The organism is Mycolicibacterium sp. 624 (genome assembly GCF_040548615.1).
Taxonomy (GTDB): domain Bacteria; phylum Actinomycetota; class Actinomycetes; order Mycobacteriales; family Mycobacteriaceae; genus Mycobacterium.
The window spans coordinates 843,494-866,301 of the sequence record NZ_JBEPRZ010000002.1 but is presented as its reverse complement, the minus strand read 5'-3'; the positions used below and the strand labels follow the sequence as shown (position 1 = coordinate 866,301).

Genomic DNA, 22,808 nt, shown 5'->3' with positions numbered 1-22,808 from the left:
GTCTCGGCGCCTGCCGCCGCTTTGCCAACGCGTGTTGACTTTTTCAGGATGCGCCCGGCCTCGGTAAAAGTCAACAGTTGTTGGCATACAGTTGTTGGCATGGGCGCCAAGGCTGACCAGACGAAGTCCGTGATCCTGACGGCGGCGAGGGAGCGGTTCGCCGAATCGGGGTACGAGGCGGCGACCATCAGAGCCATCGCCGCCGACGCGCATATCGATCCGTCGATGGTGATGCGCTACTTCGGCAACAAGGAGCAGCTGTTCGCCGCCGCAGCCGAGTTCGACCTGCGGTTCCCGGATTTGTCCGGCGTACCGCGTGCCGGGTTGGGGGCCGCGATGGTGTCGCACTTCCTGACGCGGTGGGAGGAGGACGATGCCCTCGTTGTGCTGCTGAGGTCTGCCACCACCAACACCGAAGCGGCGCAACGCATGAAGGACATCTTCACCGCGCAGCTGATGCCCTCGATCGCCAAGCTGGCGCCCGACGACGCGCCGCGCAGGACTGGCCTGATCGCCACTCAGATGCTCGGCATGGCGCTGAGTCGATACGTGCTCAAACTGCCGCCCGTCGTCGCGATGAGCCGCGAGGAACTGATCGACTGGCTCGGCCCGACGCTGCAGCGCTACGCCCTCGGCTAGCTCGTTTTTTGCGCGTCCGTTAATTATTCGTGTCCGGCGAGGAGGTGGGGGCACCCGCGGTCAGAAATTGTGACCACAATCACTCTGGACCGCTGTCTGTGACCTCCGCATACCCTGACTGAGGGGCGGGTGTGGCGGACTCCATGCGTAGCCGTCACCTGCGAATCCAGACTATTAGCACATCTAGTAGAGTTCCCGTGTGGATCGGGAAGCCTTGTGCGACAGCGGCGATGCCTATGAAATCAAGATCGAGGATCATCTCGATGCGGCAGGTGGAATCGCGCTGCCCGACGGGGCCACTCTGACGGCATACCTCGATCGCAACATCGCGACGCTGGGAGACACGCCGGCCTACCGATACCTGAATTTCAGCACCGCGGACCGCGACGGACGCGCCGTCGAACTGACCTGGAATCGACTGGGAACCAGACTGCGGGCTGTGGGCGCTCGACTGCAGCAGATCACCGAACGCGGTGATCGGGTGGCGATCCTGGCTCCACAGGGAATCGACTATGTCGTCGGCTTCTTTGCGGCTATCGCCAGCGGCGCCATCGCCGTGCCCCTGTTCGCGCCGGAGTTGCCCGGTCATGCAGAGCGACTCGACGCAGTGATCGCCGACGCGGATCCCACTGTCCTGCTCACGACAACCGCTGCCGCCGAATCCGTCAGGGACTTCCTCCGGAGAATTCCGCGGCATCGACGTCCGCGCGTCCTCGCCGTCGATGCGGTGCCCGATTCGGTGGGCTCGGCGTTCAACCAGACAGCGCTGGACTCCGACGACATCGCCTATCTGCAGTACACATCCGGTTCGACCCGCACGCCCGCCGGTGTGGTGATCACCCACCGCGCCGTATGCACCAACGTGTTGCAGATGATCCTCGCCGGTGGCCTGGATCGGAGTACTCGCAGCATCAGCTGGCTGCCGCTGTATCACGACATGGGACTGATGATGATCATGTTCCCCGCGTTGTGCGGTGGTCACATCACCTTGATGGATCCGCTGGCATTCGTCCGACGACCCCACCGCTGGATCAAGCAACTGGCAGAGGAATCCGCCCACGGCCGGACCTTCGCGGCGGCGCCGAACTTCGCCTACGAACTCGCCGCCAAGCGGGGCCTCCCGGCCGACGGTGAAAGCCTGGACCTGCGCAACGTGGCCGGTCTGCTCAACGGATCCGAACCCGTCACGATGGCGGCCATCGACAGCTTCACCATGGCCTTTGCGCGCTACGGACTGCCGGCCACGGCGATCAAGCCGTCCTACGGGATGGCCGAGGCCACTCTGTCGGTCGCGACCATCGCCCCTGACGCTCAACCGAGCGAGATCTACCTCCACCGCGAGCACCTCGGTCACAATCGAGCGGTACCGGTGGCACCCGAGGACCCGAACGCGGTTGCTCACGTCTCATGCGGCCAGGTGATACGTAGCCAGTGGGGTGTCATAGTCGACCCCGAGAGTGGGGCCGAGCTACCAGACGGCGAGATCGGCGAGATCTGGTTGCACGGCGACAATATCGGCCTCGGCTACTGGGGTCGGGAACACGAGACCGAGGTGGTCTTCCGTAACAAGCTGCAGTCGCGGCTGGAGGAGCACAGCCACGCCGAGGGCTCCGATATCGGCGGCGTGTGGTTGCGAACGGGCGATCTTGGTGTGTACCTCGATGGAGAGTTGTACATCACCGGCCGGATCAAAGACCTCGTCATCATCGACGGTCGCAACCACTACCCGAACGACATCGAGACCACCGTCTCCGAGGCCTCCGCAGCGGTGCGGGCCGGTTTCGTCGCCGCCTTCTCGCTGCCCGCCAACGAGTTGTCAGGTGCGCACACCGCTGACAGCACCGGCGAGAAATTGGTCGTGATCGCAGAGCGTGCGGTCGGCGCAGGCCGGGCCCCGCAAGAGCCTGTCGCACAGGCCATCCGGGCGGCCGTCGCGAGACGCCACGCCATCGCGGTGGCCGACGTACTGCTGGTTGCCGCCGGTGCGATACCGCGCACCACCAGCGGCAAACTCGCCCGCCGAGCCTGCCGGGCCCAGTACGTCGCAGGGGCCTTGAGTAGCTCGCGAGATAGCTGAGTCGCGCGCAGGGAGTCGAAGGGTTCGCTGGGGGAACCTCGACAAGGGAAACCTCGGCCCCCGGCTAGGCCCCGGTGCGCGAATACCACTTCACGGCCGCCGGAAGCGGGCCATCGACTCAGACGGAACCCGAGTTCCGTCTGAGTGACAGGGCGAAGGTGCTTCTCGTGGCGCAACGACGGCGGTGATCCGGCGGGACGCGCACCGCGCGTGCGCGTCCTGCCGGGAAGCTCAGTTCTGCGGGGAGTAACCCGGTTTGGCGAGCAGGTCCCGGATGCCGGCGTCGATGAATGCTGTGTCGACGGCGTTCACCCCACCTCCGGCGAAATGACCCCAGATGCCGGGAATGACTCGCACTTCACCCTGTGCGATGAACTGAGACGCCCAATGCTCGTCCTCCGGCGGGAAGTAGAGGTCCTTCTCTGCCGGCATCGCCAGTAGCGGGCACTGGATTGAGGCAAGTGCCTTCTCGACGTCTCCACCGAATCCCGGTGTGTTGCCGACATTTCCGCTGTGCCAGGTGTGAAGCATGGTGATCAGGTTGTTGGGATCGCGCCCGTCGCGGAAGAAGTTCTCCCAGAACCCATACAGGAAATCGTCGAAAGAGGTGAACCCCAGTTCGCGCCACGCCTCCTCCCAGTAGAACGCCTGTGAGTAACCCCAGCCCGAGTACACTCGGGCAAATGCGCGTAATCCCTTGATGGGTAGTGCATCCAGGGAGTAGTCACCGTCGGCCCACACGGCGTCCGCGGTGAGCGCGTAGATCAACGACTCAAGGAACACCTTGTTGTGCGGCGAGGTCTTGCTCGAGCCGCAGAACGGTGCGGCGCGTTGCACCATCTCAGGGTGACTCACGGCCCACTGATAGGTCTGGCCAGCGCCCATCGACCATCCGGTCACGAGCGCGATGGTCGAGATGCCGAACCTCTCGGTGACCAGTTTGTGCTGCGCCTCCACCTGGTCGTAGAACGTCACGGCGGGAAAGCGCGCCCGGTCATAGGGCGGCGGGGTGTTCGACGGTGACGACGACAGCCCGTTACCGATCATGTTCGGAATGATGATGAACCACTCATCGGGGTTGAGCGCCTTGTCGGTGCCGACCAGCCATTCGTTGTCCGTGTGCCACCCCGAGTACCAGGTGGGATAGACGATGGCATTGGTCTTCTCGGCGTTGAGCGTGCCGTACGTCTTGTACGCGAGTGTCGCGTCTCGCAGGGTGAAACCACTCTGGAGTGTGAAGTCGCCGAGGTCGAAGTGCTCGGCGTTTGTGGGCGAAGGCATGATGGGTCCTTTCGGTACGTCCCTGGCAGGATAGAGCGGTTTGAGAGTCAGGTGTTGGGGCATGAAACCCGAGTACCGCGATTCGACGTTGCCAGGCATGAAGATTGGGTGCTGACGCCGTAGATATCCATTCCGCCGTCGCACAAGTCCGGTAGCTAGAACGGTGGGATCGAGTTGGCCATCGCCAGCTGTGCCGCCTGCTGGTTCTCGCGGCGTTCCTCGTCGATGCGTCGTCTGCGGTCCTGCGCTCGGGTGGTCTCGCGGCGGGGCATGGTGAGACCGGTGTTGGCGGTGCGCGTATCCGTGGCTGTGATGGGTGCGGTGGGTTCGCACAGTGATGGGAACAGCAGGTGGCTGCCGGGTTGGGTGCGGTAGGTCTGCCCGTGTGGTGCGGTCCAGATGATGGTGCCGTCGGGTTGTTGTCGGTCGCGCCAGCCGTCGGGGCCGTTGTAGAAGGTTTTGAGCAGGTGGTGTTTTCGGCACAGGCACTTGAGGTTGGACGCACACGTCGGCCCGGTCGGATAGGGGATGGTGTGGTCGATGTCGCTGCGATCGGCGGGGTGATCGCAGCCGGGGAATCGGCAGGTCAGGTCGCGGCAGCGCACGAAGTTCGCCAGTGCCGCCGAGGGGGTGTGGCGCGGTTCGGGTGGTCTGTTGCCGGGGTGGATGATGCGTTTGATCGCGGCGGTCAGGGCGAGGCGGCGGATGATGGGGCCGGCCAGGACCGGGCCGCCGATCATGACCCCGGGTGTGGTGGCGGCGGGTTCGCCGGGGTCGGTGTCGGTCAGGGCTTCGGTCAGGGTGAGTTCGCGCACCGGCTTGTCGAACAGTCGGGGCTGTGCGCCGTCGAGGGCGGCGTCCTGGCGTGCGATGGCGTCGTTGTGGTCGGTGATGGTGTCGTCGTGGGTGATCACGTAGATCACAGTCGAACTCGGGACCGGTGTTGTGGTGTCGCAGTCGGGTTGCCCGCACAGGCAGGTCAGCCGGTCGGCTCCGGCGGCCAGTGCGCCCAGGGCGTCGGCGCGGCGTTGGTCGCGGGTGCGGGGGTCCTGGGTGCACACCGTGCCCGCTAGCGCATCGAGGCGTTGATCGAGGGCCTTGGCGTCGTGGGCGAATAGGGTGGCCCACAGTGATCCGAGGCCGCCGGCGTCATCGAGGCAGATGTCCACCGATCGGCCGCGCGCCTTGTTCTGGGTGCGGCGTATGGCGTGGGGGTCGTGGCGCTCGATGAAGGTGTCGATGGTGGTGATGGTCTTGTGCTGGGACATCGGCGGCCAGTCCGCTATCGCGTTGGCCAGCTCGGTGTCGACGGCGCGTAGGGCGTCAGCATCCTTGATCAGGGCGGTGCGCCACACGATGGCCGAGGCCAGTTGGTAGGTCAGCGCGCCCGTGGCGAGGAGTGCGGCCACTTTGGGTAGCCGGTCGCGTAGTGAGGTCGCGACGAGCAGTTGGCTGGAGGCGGCTGCGGGGGTGATCTGTGGGGCGGCGCCGATCTCGGCGCAGACGGCTGCCCAGTTGTCCAGGTACCACTGTTCGCGGGAGGCGGAGTCGTCGGCGGACTGGCGCGCGTCGAGTATCGCGACCATCGCGGCGAGCCTGCGTGCGCACGCGGCGGCCTCCACCCGGGCCCACGCCGCGACCGCGCCACCCCCACGGGCGGTGGATGCCTCGGTCACCAATTCATCGAACATGTGTGCGAATTTACCCGGATCGCCGGGCTCGCGGCAGAAGGAAAGTCGCTGGTTGTGGCGATCTGTGGATGAATCCGCGACTGTGGATAACTCGGCATTTGCACACCGAATTTGTCGGAGTCCAGGGGTAGGGGCGCGGTCTAGACTCGCCTCGAGGGTTAGGCCTCGATCTCGCCCGCAATGCCCCGCTCGATGGCCAGGCGTGTCACGGCGGGCAGGACTATCAGACCGTCGAGTTCAACGCGTGCCCGCGCGTAGGCGTTCTGGCGTTCCTGCTGGGTGGCGGCACCGTCCTCAGCCACCCGCAACAGGCGTTGAGCGCGCTGCAGGCGCTCCTGCGCCTCCTCGGAGAAGTCGCTACGCCGACGGCGGACGGCCTCGGCCTCGGCCACGTCGAACGATGCCGCGTATTCGAGTACGGCGTCGCGGTAGTCCAGCGCGTCATCGCGGTCGACACTGTCGACGTCCACGGGGCGGACCAGGTCGGCGCGGCTACGGGCCTTGTGAAACGCCACGGTCAGCGGCTCGCGCATATCGGTCATCATCGGGAAGTCGAGCAGTTTGGCAACATCCATCTCGTAGTCCAGCCACCGCGCGTTCGTGGCGTCGTGTTGCGCGACGATCCGTCCCAGCTCCCGTCGCGCACCCGCCTCGTCACCGCGGGCCCGCCGAGCCGCCTCGGCGACGGCCACCTTGGTCTGCTGCTTGATCCGGTACCGCTCCAGCCGTCGTTCGGCGCGTCGTTCATTGGCCGCGGCGACGGCCTTGACCCCGCCGCCGATCACCCCGCCCAGCGGGAATATCAGCCACCAGAAGTTACCGGCGAAGTGCAGGAGGGCCTCCATCACTCCCAGAATGCCATGACCGTGACGTACATCCCAAAGGTTCTGCCACGGTGATCAATTCACCGACAGCCCGCCCGTGAGCTGCGGTTGTGCTGAGATTGACGGGTGGAACCTCAGGATGGCCCCGACGACACAGCACCAGAGTCGCCAGAGATACCAGAGGCGCCCGCCGCGGTGTCTGCACGCGGTATCAGGATGCGCGGCCCGTGGGGCCCGGTGTACGGCCCGGTGGACCTCGACATCGCCGAGGGTGGGGTGACGGTGCTGATCTGTCCGCCCGGCACGGCGCGTACCGCGCTGCTGATGACCCTGGCGAGCCGGATGCGTCCCGTGGAGGGCTCCTTGACAGTGTTCGGGATGACGAACGCCCGGGAGTCCTTCGCGGTGTCAGCGCTGGCGGGCATCGAGGACATCGACAGCGTCCCGGAATCGGTGACCGTTCGCGACCTTCTCACCGAGAAGCTGCGATGGAATGCCAGCTGGTACAAGCTGATCTGGCGCGCCGATGACACCGATCTGAGACGGGTGTGTGAGCCCGTGTTCGGTGATCTCCCGCTCCCACATCTGGATGCATTCGTCGACCAGCTCACCGAACTCGACGAGACCCTGCTCCGCGTTGCCCTCGCCAACACCACCGACCCGCGACTGCTGGTGGTCGGCAGCCTCGACGCGGTGGCCGTCGACGGTGACCGCGCGCTGCTGCTGGACCGCCTGATCGAACTGGGCGCCAGCCAGACCGTGATCACCAGCGCGGCCAACCCCCAGGGCGAGGCGCCCGGGTGCACACAGATCCCCGTCGCAATCACCGAACCCGCCGAACTCGCGGGTCAGCAGAAGGGGGCTCGGTAGCCATGCTCGCAGGAATGTCACTCGGCACCGACGTCAAGCGGTACTCCCGAGGCGTGCTGCCCCGTATCGCCCTGATCACCATCATTCTCATGCCACTGCTGTACGGAGCGATGTACCTCTGGGCATTCTGGAATCCGTTCGCGGAGGTGAGCAAGGTCCCGGTGGCGCTCGTCAACGAAGACCGTGGGGCGCAAGTGCAGGGCCATCAGACGAACGCGGGCGACGAGGTGGCATCGGCTCTCATCGACTCCGGACAGCTGCAGCTGCACCAGGTGTCAGCGGCCGACGCCGCCGCCGGTGTGGCATCGGGAAAGTACTACTTCTCGATAACGCTGCCGGAGGAGTTCAGTGCCGACATAGCCTCGCCGTCGGGATCGCATCCCGAGCAGGCGAAGATCCGGTTCACCTTCAACGACGCCAACAACTATCTGGCGTCGATCATCGGCCAGAACGCGGCGCGTGAGGTGCTCAACGAGGTCAACGCCAAGATCGGCGAGCAGACCGTCGGCACCGTGCTGACCGGCCTGACCGATGCCGGGGCGGGACTGGTCAAGGCGTCCGACGGCGCACAACAACTCGCGAGCGGACTGGGCGCCGCCAACGACGGGGCTCAACAGCTCGCCGACGGATCACGAACGCTGGCAGCCGGTTTGGTGACGGCGCGGGACGGCTCCGCCCAACTCGCGGCGGGCACACAGAAGCTGGACACCTCCGTCAACACCGCGATCAACCCGCTGATTCACGTCCTCGACCGGGTGGGGGACCTGCAACTCGACCCGAACGAGGTCGGCATGGCCGCGCAGCGGCTCAGCGGAGCGGTGCGCTCGACCACCGATCGCCTCGCAGCGCTGAATATCGACTACGCGCAGGCCGCGGCGATCGTGGACCAGACCGTCGGTTTCCTGCAGTCCAACCCGGACCCGGCGGTGCGAGATATGGGCGGCGTCCTCGCCGGTGCGCAACGGCTGCTGAAAGCCCAGGGTATCGACCCGGCCACCGATGACGGCCTGATTCGCCTGCGCGACAGCGCCACCCACCTCGAGAACGAGCTCGGCGATCCCAACAGCACGTTGCGCACCTTCATGACCAGAGCGCTCAACGGTGGTCTGCGCGCGGATGTGGTCAAGCTCCGCGACGGTGTGGACCAGCTGAACTCGGGGGCGAAGCAGTTGAACTCCGGTCTGGTGCAGCTCGCCGCGGGTGGCGGCCGGCTGGCCTCGGGCGCAACAGAACTCGCAGGAGGCACCGAGCAGTTGCAGGCGGGGTCGCAGGAGCTGGCCACCAAGCTGCGGGAGGGTTCTGCCCAGGTGCCGTCGTGGACGCCCGCGCAGCGCACTGACGTCGCGCGCACCCTGTCGGCTCCTGTCGCGCTGGACGAGGTGAACACCAATCCGGCGTCGACGTTCGGCACGGGCTTCGCGCCGTTCTTCCTGCCGCTCGCGCTGTTCATCGGTGCGCTCATCATCTGGATGCTGTTGACGCCGTTGCAGTCCCGTCCCATCGTCAACGGGCTCGGGGCGTTGCGTGTGGTGTTGGCGTCCTATTGGCCCGGTTTGGTGCTGGCACTGTGCCAGGTGGTCGTGATGTATGCCGTCGTGCACTTCGGTGTCGGGTTGCAGGCCAAGTACCCGCTGGCCACCGTCGCCTTCCTGGTGTTGGTCGCCGCGGCGTTCCTGGCGCTGATCCAGGCGTTCAACGCGGTCTTCGGCGTCGCGGTCGGCCGGGTGCTCACCCTGGCGTTTCTCATGCTGCAGCTGGTGTCGGCGGGCGGAATCTATCCCGTGGAGACCACCGCCGCACCGTTTAGGGTGATCCACCCGTTCGATCCGATGACATACGCGGTCAACGGTTTACGCCAACTGACGGTGGGTGGCATCGACTCGCGTCTGTGGATCGCGATCACCGTTCTGGTCGGTGTCCTTGCGGCGTCGCTGGCGGCCAGCGCCTGGGCCGCCAGACGTAACCGCCTATACACGATGGAGCGACTACACCCGCCCATCGAGGTGTGAGCGCCACACCGTCGAAACCGTCAGGGCAGGCCGATCCGCCGGTAGCGACGCAGCCGGCGGGCCAGCCGCTCATCGCCTGGCACCGAGCGCAGCCGGTGTAGCTCACCGGCAATCGTCGCCGACAGGCGTGCGGTGAAATCCTCCGGCGTGTCGGCGGCGTCGGGGTGTTCGGGCACGATGGCGTCGACGATCCCGTTGCGCATCAGGTCGACAGACCGAATGCCCTGTGCGGCAGCGAGTTCCGGCGCATGGTCAACATCGCGGTAGACGATGGCACTGGCACCCTCGGGTGGCAGCGGCGCCAGCCAGCCGTGCAGGGCGGCCAACACCCGGTCGGCGGGCACCATCGCCAGTGCGGGACCGCCGCTGCCCTGGCCCAGCAGCACCGATACCGTCGGGGTGTCCAGCGTGACGAGGTCGGCAAGGCAGCGTGCGATCTCCCCAGCCAGGCCGTCCTGCTCGGCGTCGGCGGACAACGCGGGCCCCGCGGTGTCGATGAGGAGAACCAGCGGCAGACGCAGCCCGGCCGCCAGCGCCATACCGCGTCGCGCCTCGCGCAGCGCCCGCGGGCCGACGAGCCCGCCGACACGTTCCTGCCCCAGCACCACCGCGGGTTGCCCGCCGAACCTCGCCAGCGCGAGTTGCGTCGTGGCCGCCCCACCCTGCTCGCCGGTACCCGACAGGAGTACGCGCTCCGTCGTTCCGTGCTGCAGCAGGTAGCCGACACCGGGCCGCTCGGGCCGCCGCGACGCCTCGACCGAATCCCAGGCGGGAACGTCGGCCAACGGCTCGTCCTCGGGTGCGGGAGGCGGTGGTCCGGGCGCGTCGGCGACTACCTTCAGCGCGCGGTCGAGTGTCCGCCTCAGCAGATCCAGCGGGACAACACCGTCGATAACGCCGTGGCGTTGCAGGTTCTCGGCGGTCTGAACGCCAGCGGGGAAGGGCTCGCCGTAGAGGTGCTCGTACACCCGCGGACCGAGGAAGCCGATCAGGGCGCCCGGTTCCGCGGCGGTGACATGCCCCAGCGAACCCCACGATGCGAACACGCCGCCGGTGGTCGGGTGGCGCAGATAAACCAGGTAGGGCAGGTGAGCCCGTTTGTGCAGCTCGACCGCGGCGGCGATCTTGACCATCTGCAGGAACGCGACCGTCCCCTCCTGCATGCGGGTACCGCCCGAGCTGGGCGACGCCACCAGCGGCAGGCCCTCGGCGGTGGCCCGCTCGACGGCGACCGTGATGCGCTCGGCCGCGGCAACCCCGATCGACCCGGCGAGAAAGTCGAACTCGCAGGCCACGACGGCGATGCGGCGGCCGAACACCGTGCCCTCGCCGGTCAGGACGGACTCATCGAGGCCCGTGGCAGCCGACGCGTCGGCGAGTTCCCGTCGGTACGCGTCATTGGCGGGCACGTCCACGGGTGCGGCGTCCCAGCTACGGAACGAACCCTCATCGAGGACGGCATCACGTAATTCGACGGCTCCGATGCGGCTCACACAGAGAGATTATCGGCTGGCTCTATATCCTGATTGCCATGATTGATGTGACCCGCGACGGTGCCGTGCTGACCTTGGAGATGCAGCGTCCCGAGCGACGTAACGCACTCAACAGCGAACTGGTCGACGGATTGCGCGAGGAGATCGAGAAGGCCGCTGCTCAAGACGTTCGGGCGATCGTCATCACCGGCGGGGGCCACGTGTTCAGCTCGGGTGCGGACCTCTCGGGCGGACAGGGCGTGGCCGACGAGCTACCCGATAAGGCCAAGGCGTTGAACCTCGCGATCGACGCAGCGCCGGTTCCCGTCATCGGCGCGGTCAACGGGCCGGCCATCGGCGCCGGTGTCATCCTCTCGATGATCTGCGATCTGCGCGTCGTCGCTCCCGAGGCGTACTTCCAGTTCCCCGTGGCTAAGTACGGCATCGCGCTGGACAACTGGAGCATCCGCCGGCTGACATCGCTCGTCGGAGCGGGTCGGGCCCGCGGCATGCTGCTGGCCGCCGAGCGCCTCAGCGCCGACGACGCCCTGCAGACCGGGATGGCCAACCGCATCGGCACGCTGGCCGACGCGCAGGCATGGGCCGCTGAGATCGCCGGCTTCGCGCCCCTTGCGCTGCAGCACGCCAAACGGGTGCTCAACGACGACGGCGCCTACGAGGATCCGCACCCCATTCACCAGGAACTCTTCGACAAGGCTTGGACCAGCCACGACATCATCGAGGCGCAGGTAGCCCGGATCGAGAAGCGGCCGCCGAACTTCAAGGGCGCCTAATGCTGCGCGAGGCGGTGCGGCTGGTCGGCGGCACGGCCGCGCTCGTCGGTGGCGGCTGGGTGCTGCGCGCGCTGCAGGGTGCGCCGTCGGCGCTGGGCGCGTCGCCGGTGGAGATCGGCGCGGTGGCCCAGGGTTCCCCGAACTACCGCGACGGGGTCTTCGTCAACCTCGAACCCGCCTCCACCTTCGACCTCACGCGTCGCGAGCAGTGGATGCTCGCCCGCGAGGTGATGGGCAATGGTGCGGCCCAGCGCCCACCCTCACCCGTACCGCTGGTCACGCCCGAAGCGGGTCTACCCGCCGCCGATCTGGCCGTCACCTGGTACGGGCACTCATCGGCGGTCATCGAGGTGGACGGTTATCGCGTCCTGGCCGACCCGGTGTGGAGCGATCGGTGCTCACCGTCGCGCGTCGTCGGACCGCAGCGCCTGCACCCGGTGCCCGCGCCGCTGGAGCAGCTGCCCGCGATCGACGCGGTGATCATCAGCCACGACCACTACGACCACCTCGACGTCGACACCATCAAGGTGCTGGCCCGCACTCAGCGGTCGAAGTTCTTTGTGCCGCTGGGTATTGGCGCGCACCTGCGCGCCTGGCACATCCCGGATGACCGCATCGTCGAGCTCGACTGGAATGAGAGCGCTCAGCTCGGCGAGCTGACGCTGGTGTGCACACCAGCCCGACACTTCTCCGGACGCTTCGTGAACCGCAACGTCACCCTGTGGGCGTCGTGGGCGGTGATCGGACCGCGGCACCGGGCCTTCTTCGGCGGGGACACCGGCTACGGTAAGTGCTTCGCTGACATCGGCGCCGACCACGGCCCGTTCGACGTCACGCTGATGCCCATCGGGGCCTACCATCCTGGCTGGCTCGACATCCACATGGATCCCGAGGGCGCCGTCCGCGCGCATCGCGATGTCAGCGACGCCGGCCTGCTTGTGCCGATTCACTGGGCTACCTTCCGGCTCGCCCCACACCCGTGGTCCGAGCCGGTCGAGCGCCTGCTCACCGCCGCTGCCGACGAGGGTGTCGCCCTCGCCATACCCAGGCCCGGCGAGCGTGTCGAACGGGAGGCGGCGGTCGTGTTGGACCCGTGGTGGCGCAGCTGACCGGCTAGCGTTCTTGGGGTGCGTCCTTCGAGCTTGATCCCTCCGCTCATCGCGTCAGCCACTGCGCTGGCCCTGCTGGTGGGCTGCACCCCGTCGCAGAAGTCCGCCGAGCCGGCGAGCCCACCGCCGCCGCCGAGCGCGGCGCCGTCCGCCGTTCCGCCGCCGCTGGTGCCCGCGATGCCGCTGCCGGAGAACGCCGTCGACAACGCGGTGGCCAAGCTCGACGGCATCGCCGAGGAGCTGATGAAGAGTTCGGGTATCCCCGGCATGTCGGTCGCTGTGGTGCATGGCGGAAAGACCGTGTACGCAAAGGGCTTCGGCGTCAAGGATGTCCGCAATGGTGACGATCCCGCCAACAAGGTGGACGCCGACACGGTGTTTCAGCTGGCATCGTTGTCCAAGCCGCTCGGCGCCACCGTGATCGCGCATCAGGTCGGGGTCGGCGCGATCAGCTGGGACACCCCGATCGCCGAGAAGCTGCCCTGGTTCACGCTGGCCGATCCGGCCGTCACGAAGATGGTGACGATTGGAGATATGTACTCTCACCGCTCCGGGCTGCCCGATCACGCGGGCGATCTGCTCGAGGACCTGGGCTATGACCGTCGGTACGTGCTCGAGCATCTGCGCCAGCTTCCGCTGGATCCGTTCCGGATCTCGTACGCCTACACCAACTTCGGTGTGACCGCGGGTGCCGAGGCGGCCGCCGTCGCCGCGGGCAAGTCGTGGGAGGACCTCAGCCAGGACGTGCTGTACGGACCGCTGGGCATGACGTCGACGACGTCGCGCTTCTCCGCGTATGAGGCCAGGACCGACAAGGCCGTCGGCCACATTCGCACCGACGGCTCCTATCAGCCGCTCTTCGTCCGCGATGCGCAGGCCGAGTCGCCCGCAGGCGGAGTCAGCAGTTCGGCCAACGATATGACCAAGTGGCTGACCATGATGCTGGCCGACGGTGGCTATAACGGTCAGCAGATCGTCGACCCCAAGGCGCTGTTACCAGCCGTCACCCCGCAGATCGTGTCCGCCCCGGCGTCGGAGCCCGCGGCGCGCTCGGGCTTCTACGGCTACGGCTTCAACGTCGGCACCACGGCCGCCGCCCGGGTTCAGCTCAGCCATTCAGGGGCCTTCCAGCTCGGCGCGGGCACCAACTTCCTCATCCTGCCCTCGGCGGATGTCGCCATCGTCGCGCTCACCAACGGCACGCCCGCAGGCATTCCCGAGACACTGACCGCGGAGTTCGCCGATCTGGTCCAGTTCGGTGAGGTCCGGGAGGATTGGCGCGGGCTGTACAACAACGCGTTCAAGGACATGGCGGACCCGTTGGGCGTGCTCGCGGGCAAGGCGCGGCCCGAGAAGCCCGCTCCGGCACCCCCGACGCCGACACTGGTGGGCACCTACGGCAATTCGTACTGGGGTCCGGCCACCATCGCCGACGCGAACGGGAAGCTCACCGTGGCGCTGGGCCCGCGCGACAAACTCGACTTGACACATTGGGACGGAAACGTGTTCACCTTCATCCCCACCGGCGAGAACGCACCACCCGGGACCATCTCGAAGGCCACCTTCGACGGTGACCGCCTGATCCTGGAGTTCTACGACGAGGACAAGCTGGGCACCTTCACCAAGGGGGCCCGGTGACCAGCGTCCTAGCACTCGGCCTATCCGATGCCGAGGTCGCCCAGCGTGTGGCTGAGGGCAAGTCCAACGACGTCCCGGCGCGTGCGGCGCGCAGTGTGTCGGAGATCGTGCGCGCCAACGTGTTCACGCGTATCAACGCGATCCTTGGCGTGCTGTTCCTCATCGTGCTGGCCACCGGGTCGCTGATCAACGGGCTGTTCGGTCTGCTGATCATCGCCAATAGCGCGATAGGCATCATTCAGGAGTTGCGTGCCAAGCAGACGCTGGACAAGCTCGCCATCGTCGGCCAGGCAAAGCCGCTGGTGCGCAGGCAGTCCGGTACCGGACCGCGGATGCCCAGCGAAGTGGTGCTCGATGACGTCATCGAACTCGGGCCCGGCGATCAGATCGTGGTCGACGGCGTGATCCTCGAGGAGAACAACCTCGAGGTCGACGAGTCCCTGCTCACTGGCGAGGCCGATCCCATCGCCAAGGACGCCGGCGACATGGTGATGTCGGGTAGTTTCGTGGTCGCCGGCGGCGGCGCCTACCGTGCCACCAAGGTCGGGCGTGAGGCGTACGCCGCCAAGCTCGCCGAGGAGGCCAGCAAGTTCACCCTGGTGAAGTCCGAACTGCGTAGCGGCATCAACAAGATCTTGCAGTTCATCACCTACCTATTGGTCCCGGCCGGCCTGCTGATCATCTACACCCAGCTGTTCACCACCGACGCGGGATGGCGGGAGTCGGTGCTGCGCATGGTCGGAGCGCTGGTGCCGATGGTGCCCGAGGGGCTGGTGCTGATGACGTCGATCGCCTTCGCGGTCGGGGTGGTGCGGCTCGGCCGACGGCAGTGCCTGGTGCAGGAACTTCCGGCGATCGAGGGTCTGGCGCGCGTCGACGTGGTGTGCGCCGACAAGACCGGCACGCTGACCGAGAACGGTATGCGGGTCAGTGATCTGGTGGCCCTGGAAACCGCGGGCGACGTCGCACATGTGCTGGCGCAGTTGGCCGCCGACGACAGCAGGCCGAACGCCAGTATGGCCGCCATCGGCGAGGCGTACGACACGCCGCCGGGCTGGGTGCAGACCGCGGCGGCACCGTTCAAGTCTGCGACCAAGTGGAGTGGCGCCTCCTACGGCGAGCACGGCAACTGGGTGATCGGTGCCCCCGACGTCCTGCTCGATCCCGCCTCACCGCAGGCCGAGGAGGCCGAACAGATCGGCGCCAAGGGCCTGCGAGTGCTCCTGCTGGGGTCCTGCGACCGCCCGGTTGACGCGTCCGACGCGCCCGGCGAGGTGACGCCCGTCGCGTTGGTGGTGCTCGAGCAGCGGGTCCGCCCCGATGCCCGTGACACGCTGGATTACTTTGCGTCGCAGAAGGTCACGGTCAAGGTGATCAGCGGCGACAACGCCGTCTCGGTGGGTGCGGTGGCCGGCACGCTCGGGTTGCACGGCGAGACGATCGACGCGCGCAAGCTGCCCGCCGAGGCTGACGAACTCGCCGACACGTTGGAGGAGTACACCACGTTCGGTCGGGTGCGCCCCGATCAGAAGCGGTCGATGGTGCACGCGCTGCAGTCCCGCGGCCACACGGTGGCAATGACGGGCGACGGCGTCAACGACGTGCTGGCGCTCAAGGACGCCGATATCGGTGTCGCGATGGGTTCGGGTAGTTCGGCGTCGCGTGCGGTGGCCCAGATCGTGTTGCTGGACAACAAGTTCGCGACGCTGCCGTACGTCGTCGGCGAGGGCCGCCGCGTGATCGGCAATATCGAGCGGGTATCGAATCTCTTCCTGACCAAGACGGTCTACTCGGTGATACTGGCCATGCTGGTTGGTCTGGGCGGGTTGGCGTCCAAGATCTTCGGCACCGATCCGCTGCCGTTCCCCTTCCAGCCGATTCATGTGACCATCGCGGCCTGGTTCACCATCGGGATCCCGGCTTTCATCCTGTCGCTGGCCCCCAACAGTGAACGTGCTCGATCCGGTTTCGTCCGCCGAGTGATGACGGCAGCGCTGCCGTCGGGTCTGGTGGTCGGTATCGCGACGTTCGCCTCCTACCTGCTGGCCTACCAGGGCCGGGCTGCGACGCTGACCGAGCAGACGCAGGCCTCCACGGCGGCGCTGATGACGCTGCTGGTCAGCGCCATCTGGGTGCTGGCCGTGGTCGCCCGGCCCTATGAGTGGTGGCGGGTGGCGCTGGTCGCGGTCGCGGCGCTGTCCTACGTCGTCATCTTCTCCATCCCGCTGGCCCGCGAACAGTTCATGCTGGATCCATCCAACCTCGCGGTGACGACGACAGCGCTAGTCATCGGCGCCGTCGGTGCGGTTCTCATCGAGGTGACCTGGTGGGTTCAGGGCAGACTGCTCGGCGAGCAGCGACGGTTGTGGAAGGCCCCGGAGCAATAGAGGCGCGGCGTGGGGGTGCGGGATTAAGGTGAAGCCATGGGATTTCTGGACAAGGTGAAGAACCTGGTATCGCAGAACGCGGACAAGGTTGATTCCGCCATCGACAAGGTCGGCGACATCGTCGACCAGAAGACGCAGGGTAAGTACACCCAGCACGTGGACAAGGTGCAGGAGGCCGCGAAGAAGGCCGTGGACAACACCCAGCAGCCGGGGCAGCCGCCAGCCTCGCCACCCGCACCGCCGCAGTCGTAGAGGGATGGCGAAGCTTTCCGTATCGGTCGACGTCCCCATGTCGCCGGATCAGGCGTGGGAGGCGGCTTCGGACCTGTCGCGATACAAGGAGTGGCTGACGGTTCATCGGGTGTGGCGCAATGCGCTGCCCGAGACCATCGGGAAGGGCACCGAACTGGTGTCCATCATCGAGGTGAAGGGTATGGCGAACCGCGTCACCTGGAAGATCGTCAACTACCGGCCACCCGAGTCGATGACCCTCAACGGCGACGGCAAGGGCGGGGTCAAGATCAAGCTGATCGCGAAGATCACCCCGACGGAAACCGGGTCGACCGTGAGGTTCGACGTGCATCTCGGCGGCGTACTGTTCGGTCCCATCGGGATGGCGGTGGCCGGCGCGCTCAAGGGTGATATCCAGCAGTCTCTGGAGAACTTCAAGACCGTATTCGCGTGAACGCGGCCGAGACAGCACGGCTAGCGTTGACCTACCAAGCAGAGGGAGCAGTTTGATGACCGCAGGAGTTTCCACTCAACCCACCTACCGGGTCGTGAACCCGGCGACCGGTGTCGTGGGCGAGGAGTTCGACTTCGCCACCGACGCGGAGGTCGAGGCCACGCTTGCCAAGTCCGCCGAGGCATACCGGTCCTGGCAGGCCGTCCCGATCGCGCAGCGGGCGAAGATCGTCAGCCGCGTGGCCGACCTGTTCAGGGAGCAGGCGGATCGGCTCGGCGCCATCGCCACCGAGGAGATGGGCAAACCGCTGCCCGAGGCGGTCGGCGAGGCCGACTTCTGTGGCGACATCTTCGAGTACTTCGCGACCGAGGGCCCCGGGTTTGCGTCCGAGCAGGAGATCCGGACACTTGCGCACGGCAGGGCCTACGTTCAGAAGCTGCCGATCGGGCCGTTGCTCGGCATCATGCCCTGGAACTACCCCTTCTACCAGATCGCGCGGTTCGCGGCGCCAAACCTGGTGCTGGGCAACACCATAATCCTCAAGCATGCCGAGTCGGTGCCGAAGTCCGCACTGGCGGTGCAGGAGATCATGGACGAGGCAGGCGTCCCGGACGGTGTCTACGTCAACCTGTTCGCGTCCTATGGGCAGATCGAGAAGATCATCGCCGACCGCCGCATCGTCGGGGTGTCGCTGACCGGATCGGAGCGTGCCGGGTCGGTGGTGGCGGCACTGGCAGGCAAGAACCTCAAGAAGTGCGTGCTGGAACTCGGCGGATCCGACGCGTACGTGGTGCTCGACTCCGACGACGTGGCGGCCTCGGCTGATCTGGCGTGGGAGACCAGGATTGGGAACACCGGTCAGGCCTGTAACTCGAACAAGCGGATGATCGTCACGAACGACATCTACGATGCCTTCGTCGGCCGTCTGGTCGAGCGCGCCAAGGACCTCAAGCCGGGCGACCCGGCGCAGTCCGCGGAGGGCACGTTCGCGCCGCTGTCATCGCGCAAGGCCGCCGAGATCCTGCACGAGCAGGTTCAGGACGCCGTGGCCAAGGGTGCGACGCTGCACGCGGGCGGTGTGCTGAGCGAGGGTCCTGACGCCTACTACTCGCCCGCGGTCCTGACCGGTATCACCCCGGAGATGCGGGCCTACCGCGAGGAACTGTTCGGGCCCGTCGCGGTGGTGTACTCCGTGGACAGCGACGAGGAGGCGCTGACTTTGGCCAACGACTCCGACTACGGGCTGGGCGGGGCGGTGTTCAGCACCGACCGGGAGCGTGCGGAGAAGATCGCGCAGCGTCTCGAGTCGGGTATGTCCAACGTCAACGCGCCCGCCAACGAAGGCCAGGAGGTGCCGTTCGGCGGGGTCAAGCGCAGCGGGTTCGGCCGCGAACTCGGTCCGCTGGGTATGGACGAGTTCGTGAACAAGCGACTGTATTACGTGGCGGACTAACTGGGGCTGCGGCCGGTGTTGACCGAGAAGTACGAGTACGGAATCGATTTCGACGCGATCGAGGCCATCGACTTCCACACGCACATCGAGGTCGACTGCAACGGGCACAACGCCTATGACGACGAGTTGGTCGATGCAACCCGGTCCTACTTCAAGATGGGCGACACCGCCGCGGCCACGGTCGACGAACTGGCCAGGCACTACCGCGCACGCAACACCGCCGCAGTGGTCTTCACCATCGACGCCGAGACGGGCATGGGCCATAAGCCCAACTCCGTTGAGGACCTGATCGCCGGGGCCACGTCCAACAACGACGTCCTCATCCCGTTCGGGACCGTCGACCCCCGTACGTCCGACCATGCGGTGGCTCTCGTGCACGAGCAGATCGCAATGGGCGTGCGGGGTTTCAAGTTCCATCCGAGCATGCAGGCGTTCGAGCCCAACGACCGCCGGTTCTACCCGATCTATGACGCCATCGCCGGTGCCGGTCTGCCCGCGCTGTTTCACACCGGACAGACGGGCCTGGGCTCGGGTCTGCCCGGCGGGCACGGTATCAAGCTTCGCTACAGCGACCCCATGCTGCTCGACGACGTCGCGGCCGACTTCCCCGACCTGACGGTGGTGATGGCGCACCCGGCGGTGCCGTGGGTGGATGCGCAGATCGCGATCGCCACGCACAAGGCGAACGTCTACATCGATCTCTCGGGATACTCGCCCAAGTACTTTCCGCCGCAGCTGGTCCGTGCCCTCGCCCGGCCGCTACGCCACAAGGCGCTGTTCGGTACCGACTACCCCTACATCCAGCTGGATCGCTGGAGCAGTGACTTCGCTGCGCTCGATCTCGACCCCGAGATCGCGCCGCTGATCTACAAGGAGAACGCGCTGCGGGTTCTCGGCATCTCGCGATGAGTTTCGCGTGGGCGATGAGTTTTGTCGGGCACAGCAGTCGGTACTGGTGACCGACCCCCATTCTCAAGGAGAACCCACATGACCTCCAGCTCCGCCAAGGAAAACTACACAGCCCCGCTGGGCGCACCCACCTGGATCGATCTCGGCACCTCGAACCTGGCGCGGGCGCGGGAGTTCTACGGCACCGTGTTCGGCTGGACCTTCGAGGAAGCCGGCGAGGAGTACGGCGGTTACGTCACCGCTCTGGTCGACGGCAAGCCCGTCGCCGGTCTGATGGCCAACGACCCGCAGTGGAACATGCCGGACGGATGGACCACCTACCTGCACACAGCGGACGCCGACGCCACCATCGAGGCCGTGGTCGCCGCGGGCGGCACGTCGTGCGGCGGCGCCATGGGTGTTCCCGCCAAGGGGCGGATGGCGATTGTCACCGACAAGGTGGGTGGCATGCTCGGCCTCTGGCAGCCCGGTGGGCACACCGGCTTCGAGGTGGTTGGCGCGGCGGGCACACCGGTCTGGCATCACCTGGCCACGCGCGACTACACCACGGCCATCGACTTCTACCGCACCGTGTTCGGCTGGGAGATGAACGTCGAGTCCGACATCCCGGAGTTCCGCTACAGCAACGCGATGTTCGGCGGCGAGCCTCTGCTGGGTGTGATGGACGGGGAGAGCTTCCTTCCCGAGGGTGTGCCGTCGACCTGGACCGTTTTCCTGGGCGCCGAGGACGTCGACAAGACCCTCGAGGTCGTCGTGGCCAACGGTGGCACCGTGGTCCGCGCCGCCGAGGACACCCCGTACGGCCGGCTCGCGGCCGTCACCGACCCGACCGGCGCGGAGTTCAACCTGGCGTCGTTGCAGGACTGACGGCGGCGAGAGCGAAGTCGGCGAAGTCGAAGCCGGGCACCACGACACAGCTCACCAGCGTGGCCTCGTCCCCACTGGGGCGGGCCCGCTGCCAGTGCCCCGGAGGGACGAGCAGCTGGGGTTGCTCGCCGGCCATGACATCGCCGCCGAGAAGAAGTGTTGCCGCCTCGTCCTGTTCGGCCCCAACCTCGAGCAGAAGCGGACTGCCGCGGTGATACATCCACAGCTCGGCACTGCGTACCGTGTGCCACGCCGACTGCTGGCCGGGCATGAGTAGGAACAGTATTGCCGTACCCGCGCTGCGCGGCCCGGTGTAGTCGGGCGGGAGCGCGGACTGCGCGACGGTCAACTCACTGCGCCACGTCTCCCGGAACCAGCCGCCCTCCGGGTGCGGGGACAGGTCGAGCCGCATGGCCCAATCGGGGAGTTCGGTCATGGGTGCAGCCTACGTCTGGGACGGGCCGCGACCCGATACTCTCGACGCATGGCTCGCCTGCGTCCGGGATGGTTCGTCGTGCTGTGCGCGACGGTGCTGCTGGTGAGTGCGTGGCTGCCATGGCTCACCACCGGCGCCGACGGTGGTGGTCGAGCCAACGCCATCGGCGGACGGAACGGCAGCATCGGGGTGCCACCGGACGGGTTCGGTGTCGGCCAGCTCATCGTGATCCTGTCGTCGACGTTGATCGTGGCCGCGGCGATGGCCGCGCGGGGACTGTCGGCGCGCCTCTCTTCCTCAGTGGCGCTGGCGATCTCGGTTCTGATCGCCGTCATGGTGGCGTTCTACTACCGGCTCTACGTCGCCTCCACGGTGGCCGCGGGCTACGGCCTCTACCTGGGCGCGGCGGTCACGGTGGCGGCCGTGGTGCTGTCGGTGCTGGCGATGGTGATGGCCTGGTCGGAATCGAGTAGGCGGATATGACGGGCTTCGTCGAACCGGTCGTGCTGACCGGTCAGCGGTGGGTGACACTCGAACCGCTGACCCCCGACCACGAACCGGAGATCGCGACGGCGTGCGCCGACGGTGACCTGGGATCGCTGTGGTTCACCAGCGCACCGTCACCGCAGACGGCGGGTGACTGGATCAGGCTGCGGCTTTCGGTGCAGCATCCCGACACCGGGCTCACGTTCGTGGCGCGCAGGCCTGGCGGCGAGGTGGTCGGGTCGTCGAGCTACCTCAACGTCGATCCGCCCAACCGGCGGCTTGAGATCGGAAACACGTGGTTCGCGGCCTCAGCGCGTAGGTCCGGGGTCAACACCGAGGCGAAGTTGCTGATGTTGGGCCACGCCTTCGACGAGTTGAACTGCGTGGCAGTCGAATTCCGCACGCACTTCATGAACCGGGCAAGCCGCGCGGCCATCGAGCGCCTCGGCGCCAAGCTCGACGGGGTGCTTCGCAGCCAGCAGCTGCTGCCCGACGGATCACGACGCGACACCGTCGTCTACTCGATCCTCGACGTGGAGTGGCCAGCGGTGCGCAACAACCTGGCGTTCCAGTTGGACCGCCCGCGCGGACCGGGGCCGCTACGCCGGGTGTGAGTGCGATGCCGGTGTGCCGGCGCGGGTGACGGCGTCACGCGGTGCCGTCACCCGCACCGGCGCGCGGTTATGCGTCGACAGTCGTTGTCGGAATTGACTTCTGGCCACCTCCGTGGGTGATCGCGACCTTGCGGGCCTTCGCCTTCTCGGCCATGGGGATCGTGACGGTCAGGACGCCGTTCTCGTAGGAGGCGGCGATTCCCGCCGGATCAACTCCCTCGCCGAGGGACAACTGCCTGCGATAGGTGCCGAAGAACCTCTCGTTGGCCAGCCACTGCACGGAGTCCTCGGAACGGGCGGTGCGGTGAGCCGAGACGGTCAATGTGCCGTTGTCGACGTCAACGTCAACCGATCCGGGATCGACTCCGGGTAGGTCCGCTGTCAGCACGTAGTGGTCGTCGATCTTGCACAGGTCCATGGGCATGAACCGTGGACTACGACTCGATCCGGCCTGGCTGGTCAGCAAACCCCGGGTCAACGCGGAGAGATCATCATTGACGGAACTGAAGGGATCGAAACGAAGCACAGCAATTCACCTCCTCAGCGCTCGAAAGCCCGCCACCCTGG

At 66.8% G+C, this 22,808-nt stretch carries 21 protein-coding genes; 15 read left to right on the top strand and 6 right to left on the bottom strand.

Features of this window, described 5'->3' with window-relative positions:
* The first annotated feature begins 99 nt into the window (after positions 1 to 99).
* Together ABIA65_RS11165 and ABIA65_RS11160 are read left to right on the top strand one after the other, a co-directional pair.
* A complete protein-coding gene (locus ABIA65_RS11165) occupies positions 100 to 639 on the top strand; it encodes a TetR/AcrR family transcriptional regulator (protein WP_354523530.1) in 540 nt (179 codons plus the stop codon).
* Between the two features lie 199 nt (positions 640 to 838).
* Positions 839 to 2,716, top strand: coding sequence for a fatty acyl-AMP ligase (locus tag ABIA65_RS11160; RefSeq protein WP_354523529.1), 1,878 nt, complete (start codon positions 839 to 841; stop codon positions 2,714 to 2,716).
* A 231-nt stretch (positions 2,717 to 2,947) separates the two neighbouring features.
* Here the strand turns inward: ABIA65_RS11160 and ABIA65_RS11155 are convergent, their stop codons facing one another.
* The 3 genes from ABIA65_RS11155 to ABIA65_RS11145 all read right to left on the bottom strand — a co-directional run bounded on the left by ABIA65_RS11155 (position 2,948) and on the right by ABIA65_RS11145 (position 6,533).
* Positions 2,948 to 3,997, bottom strand: coding sequence for an alpha/beta fold hydrolase (locus ABIA65_RS11155; protein ID WP_354523528.1), 1,050 nt, complete (start codon positions 3,995 to 3,997; stop codon positions 2,948 to 2,950).
* A 155-nt stretch (positions 3,998 to 4,152) separates the two neighbouring features.
* A complete protein-coding gene (locus ABIA65_RS11150; protein ID WP_354523527.1) occupies positions 4,153 to 5,688 on the bottom strand; it encodes an HNH endonuclease signature motif containing protein in 1,536 nt (511 codons plus the stop codon).
* Between the two features lie 158 nt (positions 5,689 to 5,846).
* Positions 5,847 to 6,533 carry a hypothetical protein gene (locus ABIA65_RS11145; RefSeq protein ID WP_241403260.1) on the bottom strand — a complete coding sequence of 229 codons (687 nt, stop codon included), beginning with the start codon at positions 6,531 to 6,533 and terminating at the stop codon, positions 5,847 to 5,849.
* A gap of 195 nt (positions 6,534 to 6,728) precedes the next feature.
* On the opposite strand from ABIA65_RS11145, the gene ABIA65_RS11140 reads away from it, so the two are divergent.
* Positions 6,729 to 7,382 (top strand): P-loop NTPase family protein, encoded by a 654-nt coding sequence (locus ABIA65_RS11140; protein ID WP_354523763.1) that lies wholly within the window; start codon positions 6,729 to 6,731, stop codon positions 7,380 to 7,382.
* Between the two features lie 14 nt (positions 7,383 to 7,396).
* Positions 7,397 to 9,391, top strand: coding sequence for a YhgE/Pip domain-containing protein (locus ABIA65_RS11135; protein WP_241403261.1), 1,995 nt, complete (start codon positions 7,397 to 7,399; stop codon positions 9,389 to 9,391).
* Positions 9,392 to 9,411: 20 nt separating this feature from the next.
* Here ABIA65_RS11135 and ABIA65_RS11130 read toward each other — a convergent pair whose 3' ends face one another.
* A complete protein-coding gene (locus tag ABIA65_RS11130; protein ID WP_354523526.1) occupies positions 9,412 to 10,884 on the bottom strand; it encodes a carboxyl transferase domain-containing protein in 1,473 nt (490 codons plus the stop codon).
* Positions 10,885 to 10,922: 38 nt separating this feature from the next.
* On the opposite strand from ABIA65_RS11130, the gene ABIA65_RS11125 reads away from it, so the two are divergent.
* From ABIA65_RS11125 to ABIA65_RS11085, 9 genes are all read left to right on the top strand, one after another.
* Positions 10,923 to 11,657: an enoyl-CoA hydratase gene (locus tag ABIA65_RS11125; protein ID WP_241403263.1), complete on the top strand. Its 735-nt coding sequence runs from the start codon at positions 10,923 to 10,925 to the stop codon at positions 11,655 to 11,657.
* Positions 11,657 to 12,766 carry an MBL fold metallo-hydrolase gene (locus tag ABIA65_RS11120; RefSeq protein ID WP_241403264.1) on the top strand — a complete coding sequence of 370 codons (1,110 nt, stop codon included), beginning with the start codon at positions 11,657 to 11,659 and terminating at the stop codon, positions 12,764 to 12,766. The genes ABIA65_RS11125 and ABIA65_RS11120 overlap by 1 nt, the downstream gene beginning before the upstream one ends.
* An 18-nt stretch (positions 12,767 to 12,784) precedes the next feature.
* Positions 12,785 to 14,404 carry a serine hydrolase domain-containing protein gene (locus ABIA65_RS11115; RefSeq protein ID WP_354523525.1) on the top strand — a complete coding sequence of 540 codons (1,620 nt, stop codon included), beginning with the start codon at positions 12,785 to 12,787 and terminating at the stop codon, positions 14,402 to 14,404.
* Positions 14,401 to 16,791 (top strand): cation-translocating P-type ATPase, encoded by a 2,391-nt coding sequence (locus ABIA65_RS11110; RefSeq protein ID WP_241403266.1) that lies wholly within the window; start codon positions 14,401 to 14,403, stop codon positions 16,789 to 16,791. Before ABIA65_RS11115 ends, ABIA65_RS11110 begins: the two co-directional genes overlap by 4 nt.
* Positions 16,792 to 16,827: 36 nt before the next feature.
* Positions 16,828 to 17,043, top strand: coding sequence for an antitoxin (locus ABIA65_RS11105; protein WP_241403267.1), 216 nt, complete (start codon positions 16,828 to 16,830; stop codon positions 17,041 to 17,043).
* A 4-nt stretch (positions 17,044 to 17,047) separates the two neighbouring features.
* Positions 17,048 to 17,476, top strand: coding sequence for a type II toxin-antitoxin system Rv0910 family toxin (locus ABIA65_RS11100; RefSeq protein WP_241403268.1), 429 nt, complete (start codon positions 17,048 to 17,050; stop codon positions 17,474 to 17,476).
* Between the two features lie 55 nt (positions 17,477 to 17,531).
* Entirely contained in the window at positions 17,532 to 18,929 is a 1,398-nt protein-coding gene (locus ABIA65_RS11095) for an NAD-dependent succinate-semialdehyde dehydrogenase (RefSeq protein WP_241403269.1), read from the top strand.
* Between the two features lie 15 nt (positions 18,930 to 18,944).
* The gene (locus ABIA65_RS11090) at positions 18,945 to 19,838 is read left to right on the top strand and encodes an amidohydrolase family protein (protein ID WP_305853332.1); all 894 of its coding nucleotides are present in this window, start codon (positions 18,945 to 18,947) and stop codon (positions 19,836 to 19,838) included.
* Positions 19,839 to 19,916: 78 nt separating this feature from the next.
* Positions 19,917 to 20,705, top strand: a complete 789-nt coding sequence (locus tag ABIA65_RS11085; protein ID WP_354523522.1) for a VOC family protein — start codon at positions 19,917 to 19,919, stop codon at positions 20,703 to 20,705.
* On the opposite strand, the gene ABIA65_RS11080 is transcribed toward ABIA65_RS11085, so the two are convergent.
* On the bottom strand, positions 20,680 to 21,141 hold the full coding sequence (locus tag ABIA65_RS11080) for a cupin domain-containing protein (protein WP_241403271.1): 462 nt from the start codon (positions 21,139 to 21,141) through the stop codon (positions 20,680 to 20,682). The genes ABIA65_RS11085 and ABIA65_RS11080 overlap by 26 nt on opposite strands.
* A 48-nt stretch (positions 21,142 to 21,189) precedes the next feature.
* Here ABIA65_RS11080 and ABIA65_RS11075 point away from each other — a divergent pair, with 48 nt between their 5' ends.
* Positions 21,190 to 21,624, top strand: a complete 435-nt coding sequence (locus ABIA65_RS11075; RefSeq protein ID WP_241403272.1) for a hypothetical protein — start codon at positions 21,190 to 21,192, stop codon at positions 21,622 to 21,624.
* Positions 21,621 to 22,241, top strand: coding sequence for a GNAT family N-acetyltransferase (locus tag ABIA65_RS11070; protein ID WP_354523521.1), 621 nt, complete (start codon positions 21,621 to 21,623; stop codon positions 22,239 to 22,241). Before ABIA65_RS11075 ends, ABIA65_RS11070 begins: the two co-directional genes overlap by 4 nt.
* 67 nt (positions 22,242 to 22,308) lie before the next feature.
* On the opposite strand, the gene ABIA65_RS11065 is transcribed toward ABIA65_RS11070, so the two are convergent.
* Positions 22,309 to 22,767, bottom strand: coding sequence for an Hsp20/alpha crystallin family protein (locus ABIA65_RS11065; RefSeq protein WP_241403274.1), 459 nt, complete (start codon positions 22,765 to 22,767; stop codon positions 22,309 to 22,311).
* Positions 22,768 to 22,808 lie beyond the last annotated feature (41 nt).

Excerpts from the sequence above, each read along its gene's own strand:
- ABIA65_RS11165 (WP_354523530.1), top strand. The coding sequence starts at position 100 with ATGGGCGCCAAGGCTGACCAGACGAAGTCCGTGATCCTGACGGCGGCG.
- ABIA65_RS11155 (WP_354523528.1), bottom strand. The coding sequence starts at position 3,997 with ATGCCTTCGCCCACAAACGCCGAGCACTTCGACCTCGGCGACTTCACA.
- ABIA65_RS11150 (WP_354523527.1), bottom strand. The coding sequence starts at position 5,688 with ATGTTCGATGAATTGGTGACCGAGGCATCCACCGCCCGTGGGGGTGGC.
- ABIA65_RS11145 (WP_241403260.1), bottom strand. The coding sequence starts at position 6,533 with ATGGAGGCCCTCCTGCACTTCGCCGGTAACTTCTGGTGGCTGATATTC.
- ABIA65_RS11140 (WP_354523763.1), top strand. The coding sequence starts at position 6,729 with ATGCGCGGCCCGTGGGGCCCGGTGTACGGCCCGGTGGACCTCGACATC.
- ABIA65_RS11135 (WP_241403261.1), top strand. The coding sequence starts at position 7,397 with ATGTCACTCGGCACCGACGTCAAGCGGTACTCCCGAGGCGTGCTGCCC.
- ABIA65_RS11125 (WP_241403263.1), top strand. The coding sequence starts at position 10,923 with ATGATTGATGTGACCCGCGACGGTGCCGTGCTGACCTTGGAGATGCAG.
- ABIA65_RS11120 (WP_241403264.1), top strand. The coding sequence starts at position 11,657 with ATGCTGCGCGAGGCGGTGCGGCTGGTCGGCGGCACGGCCGCGCTCGTC.
- ABIA65_RS11105 (WP_241403267.1), top strand. The coding sequence starts at position 16,828 with ATGGGATTTCTGGACAAGGTGAAGAACCTGGTATCGCAGAACGCGGAC.
- ABIA65_RS11100 (WP_241403268.1), top strand. The coding sequence starts at position 17,048 with ATGGCGAAGCTTTCCGTATCGGTCGACGTCCCCATGTCGCCGGATCAG.
- ABIA65_RS11095 (WP_241403269.1), top strand. The coding sequence starts at position 17,532 with ATGACCGCAGGAGTTTCCACTCAACCCACCTACCGGGTCGTGAACCCG.
- ABIA65_RS11085 (WP_354523522.1), top strand. The coding sequence starts at position 19,917 with ATGACCTCCAGCTCCGCCAAGGAAAACTACACAGCCCCGCTGGGCGCA.
- ABIA65_RS11080 (WP_241403271.1), bottom strand. The coding sequence starts at position 21,141 with ATGACCGAACTCCCCGATTGGGCCATGCGGCTCGACCTGTCCCCGCAC.
- ABIA65_RS11075 (WP_241403272.1), top strand. The coding sequence starts at position 21,190 with ATGGCTCGCCTGCGTCCGGGATGGTTCGTCGTGCTGTGCGCGACGGTG.
- ABIA65_RS11070 (WP_354523521.1), top strand. The coding sequence starts at position 21,621 with ATGACGGGCTTCGTCGAACCGGTCGTGCTGACCGGTCAGCGGTGGGTG.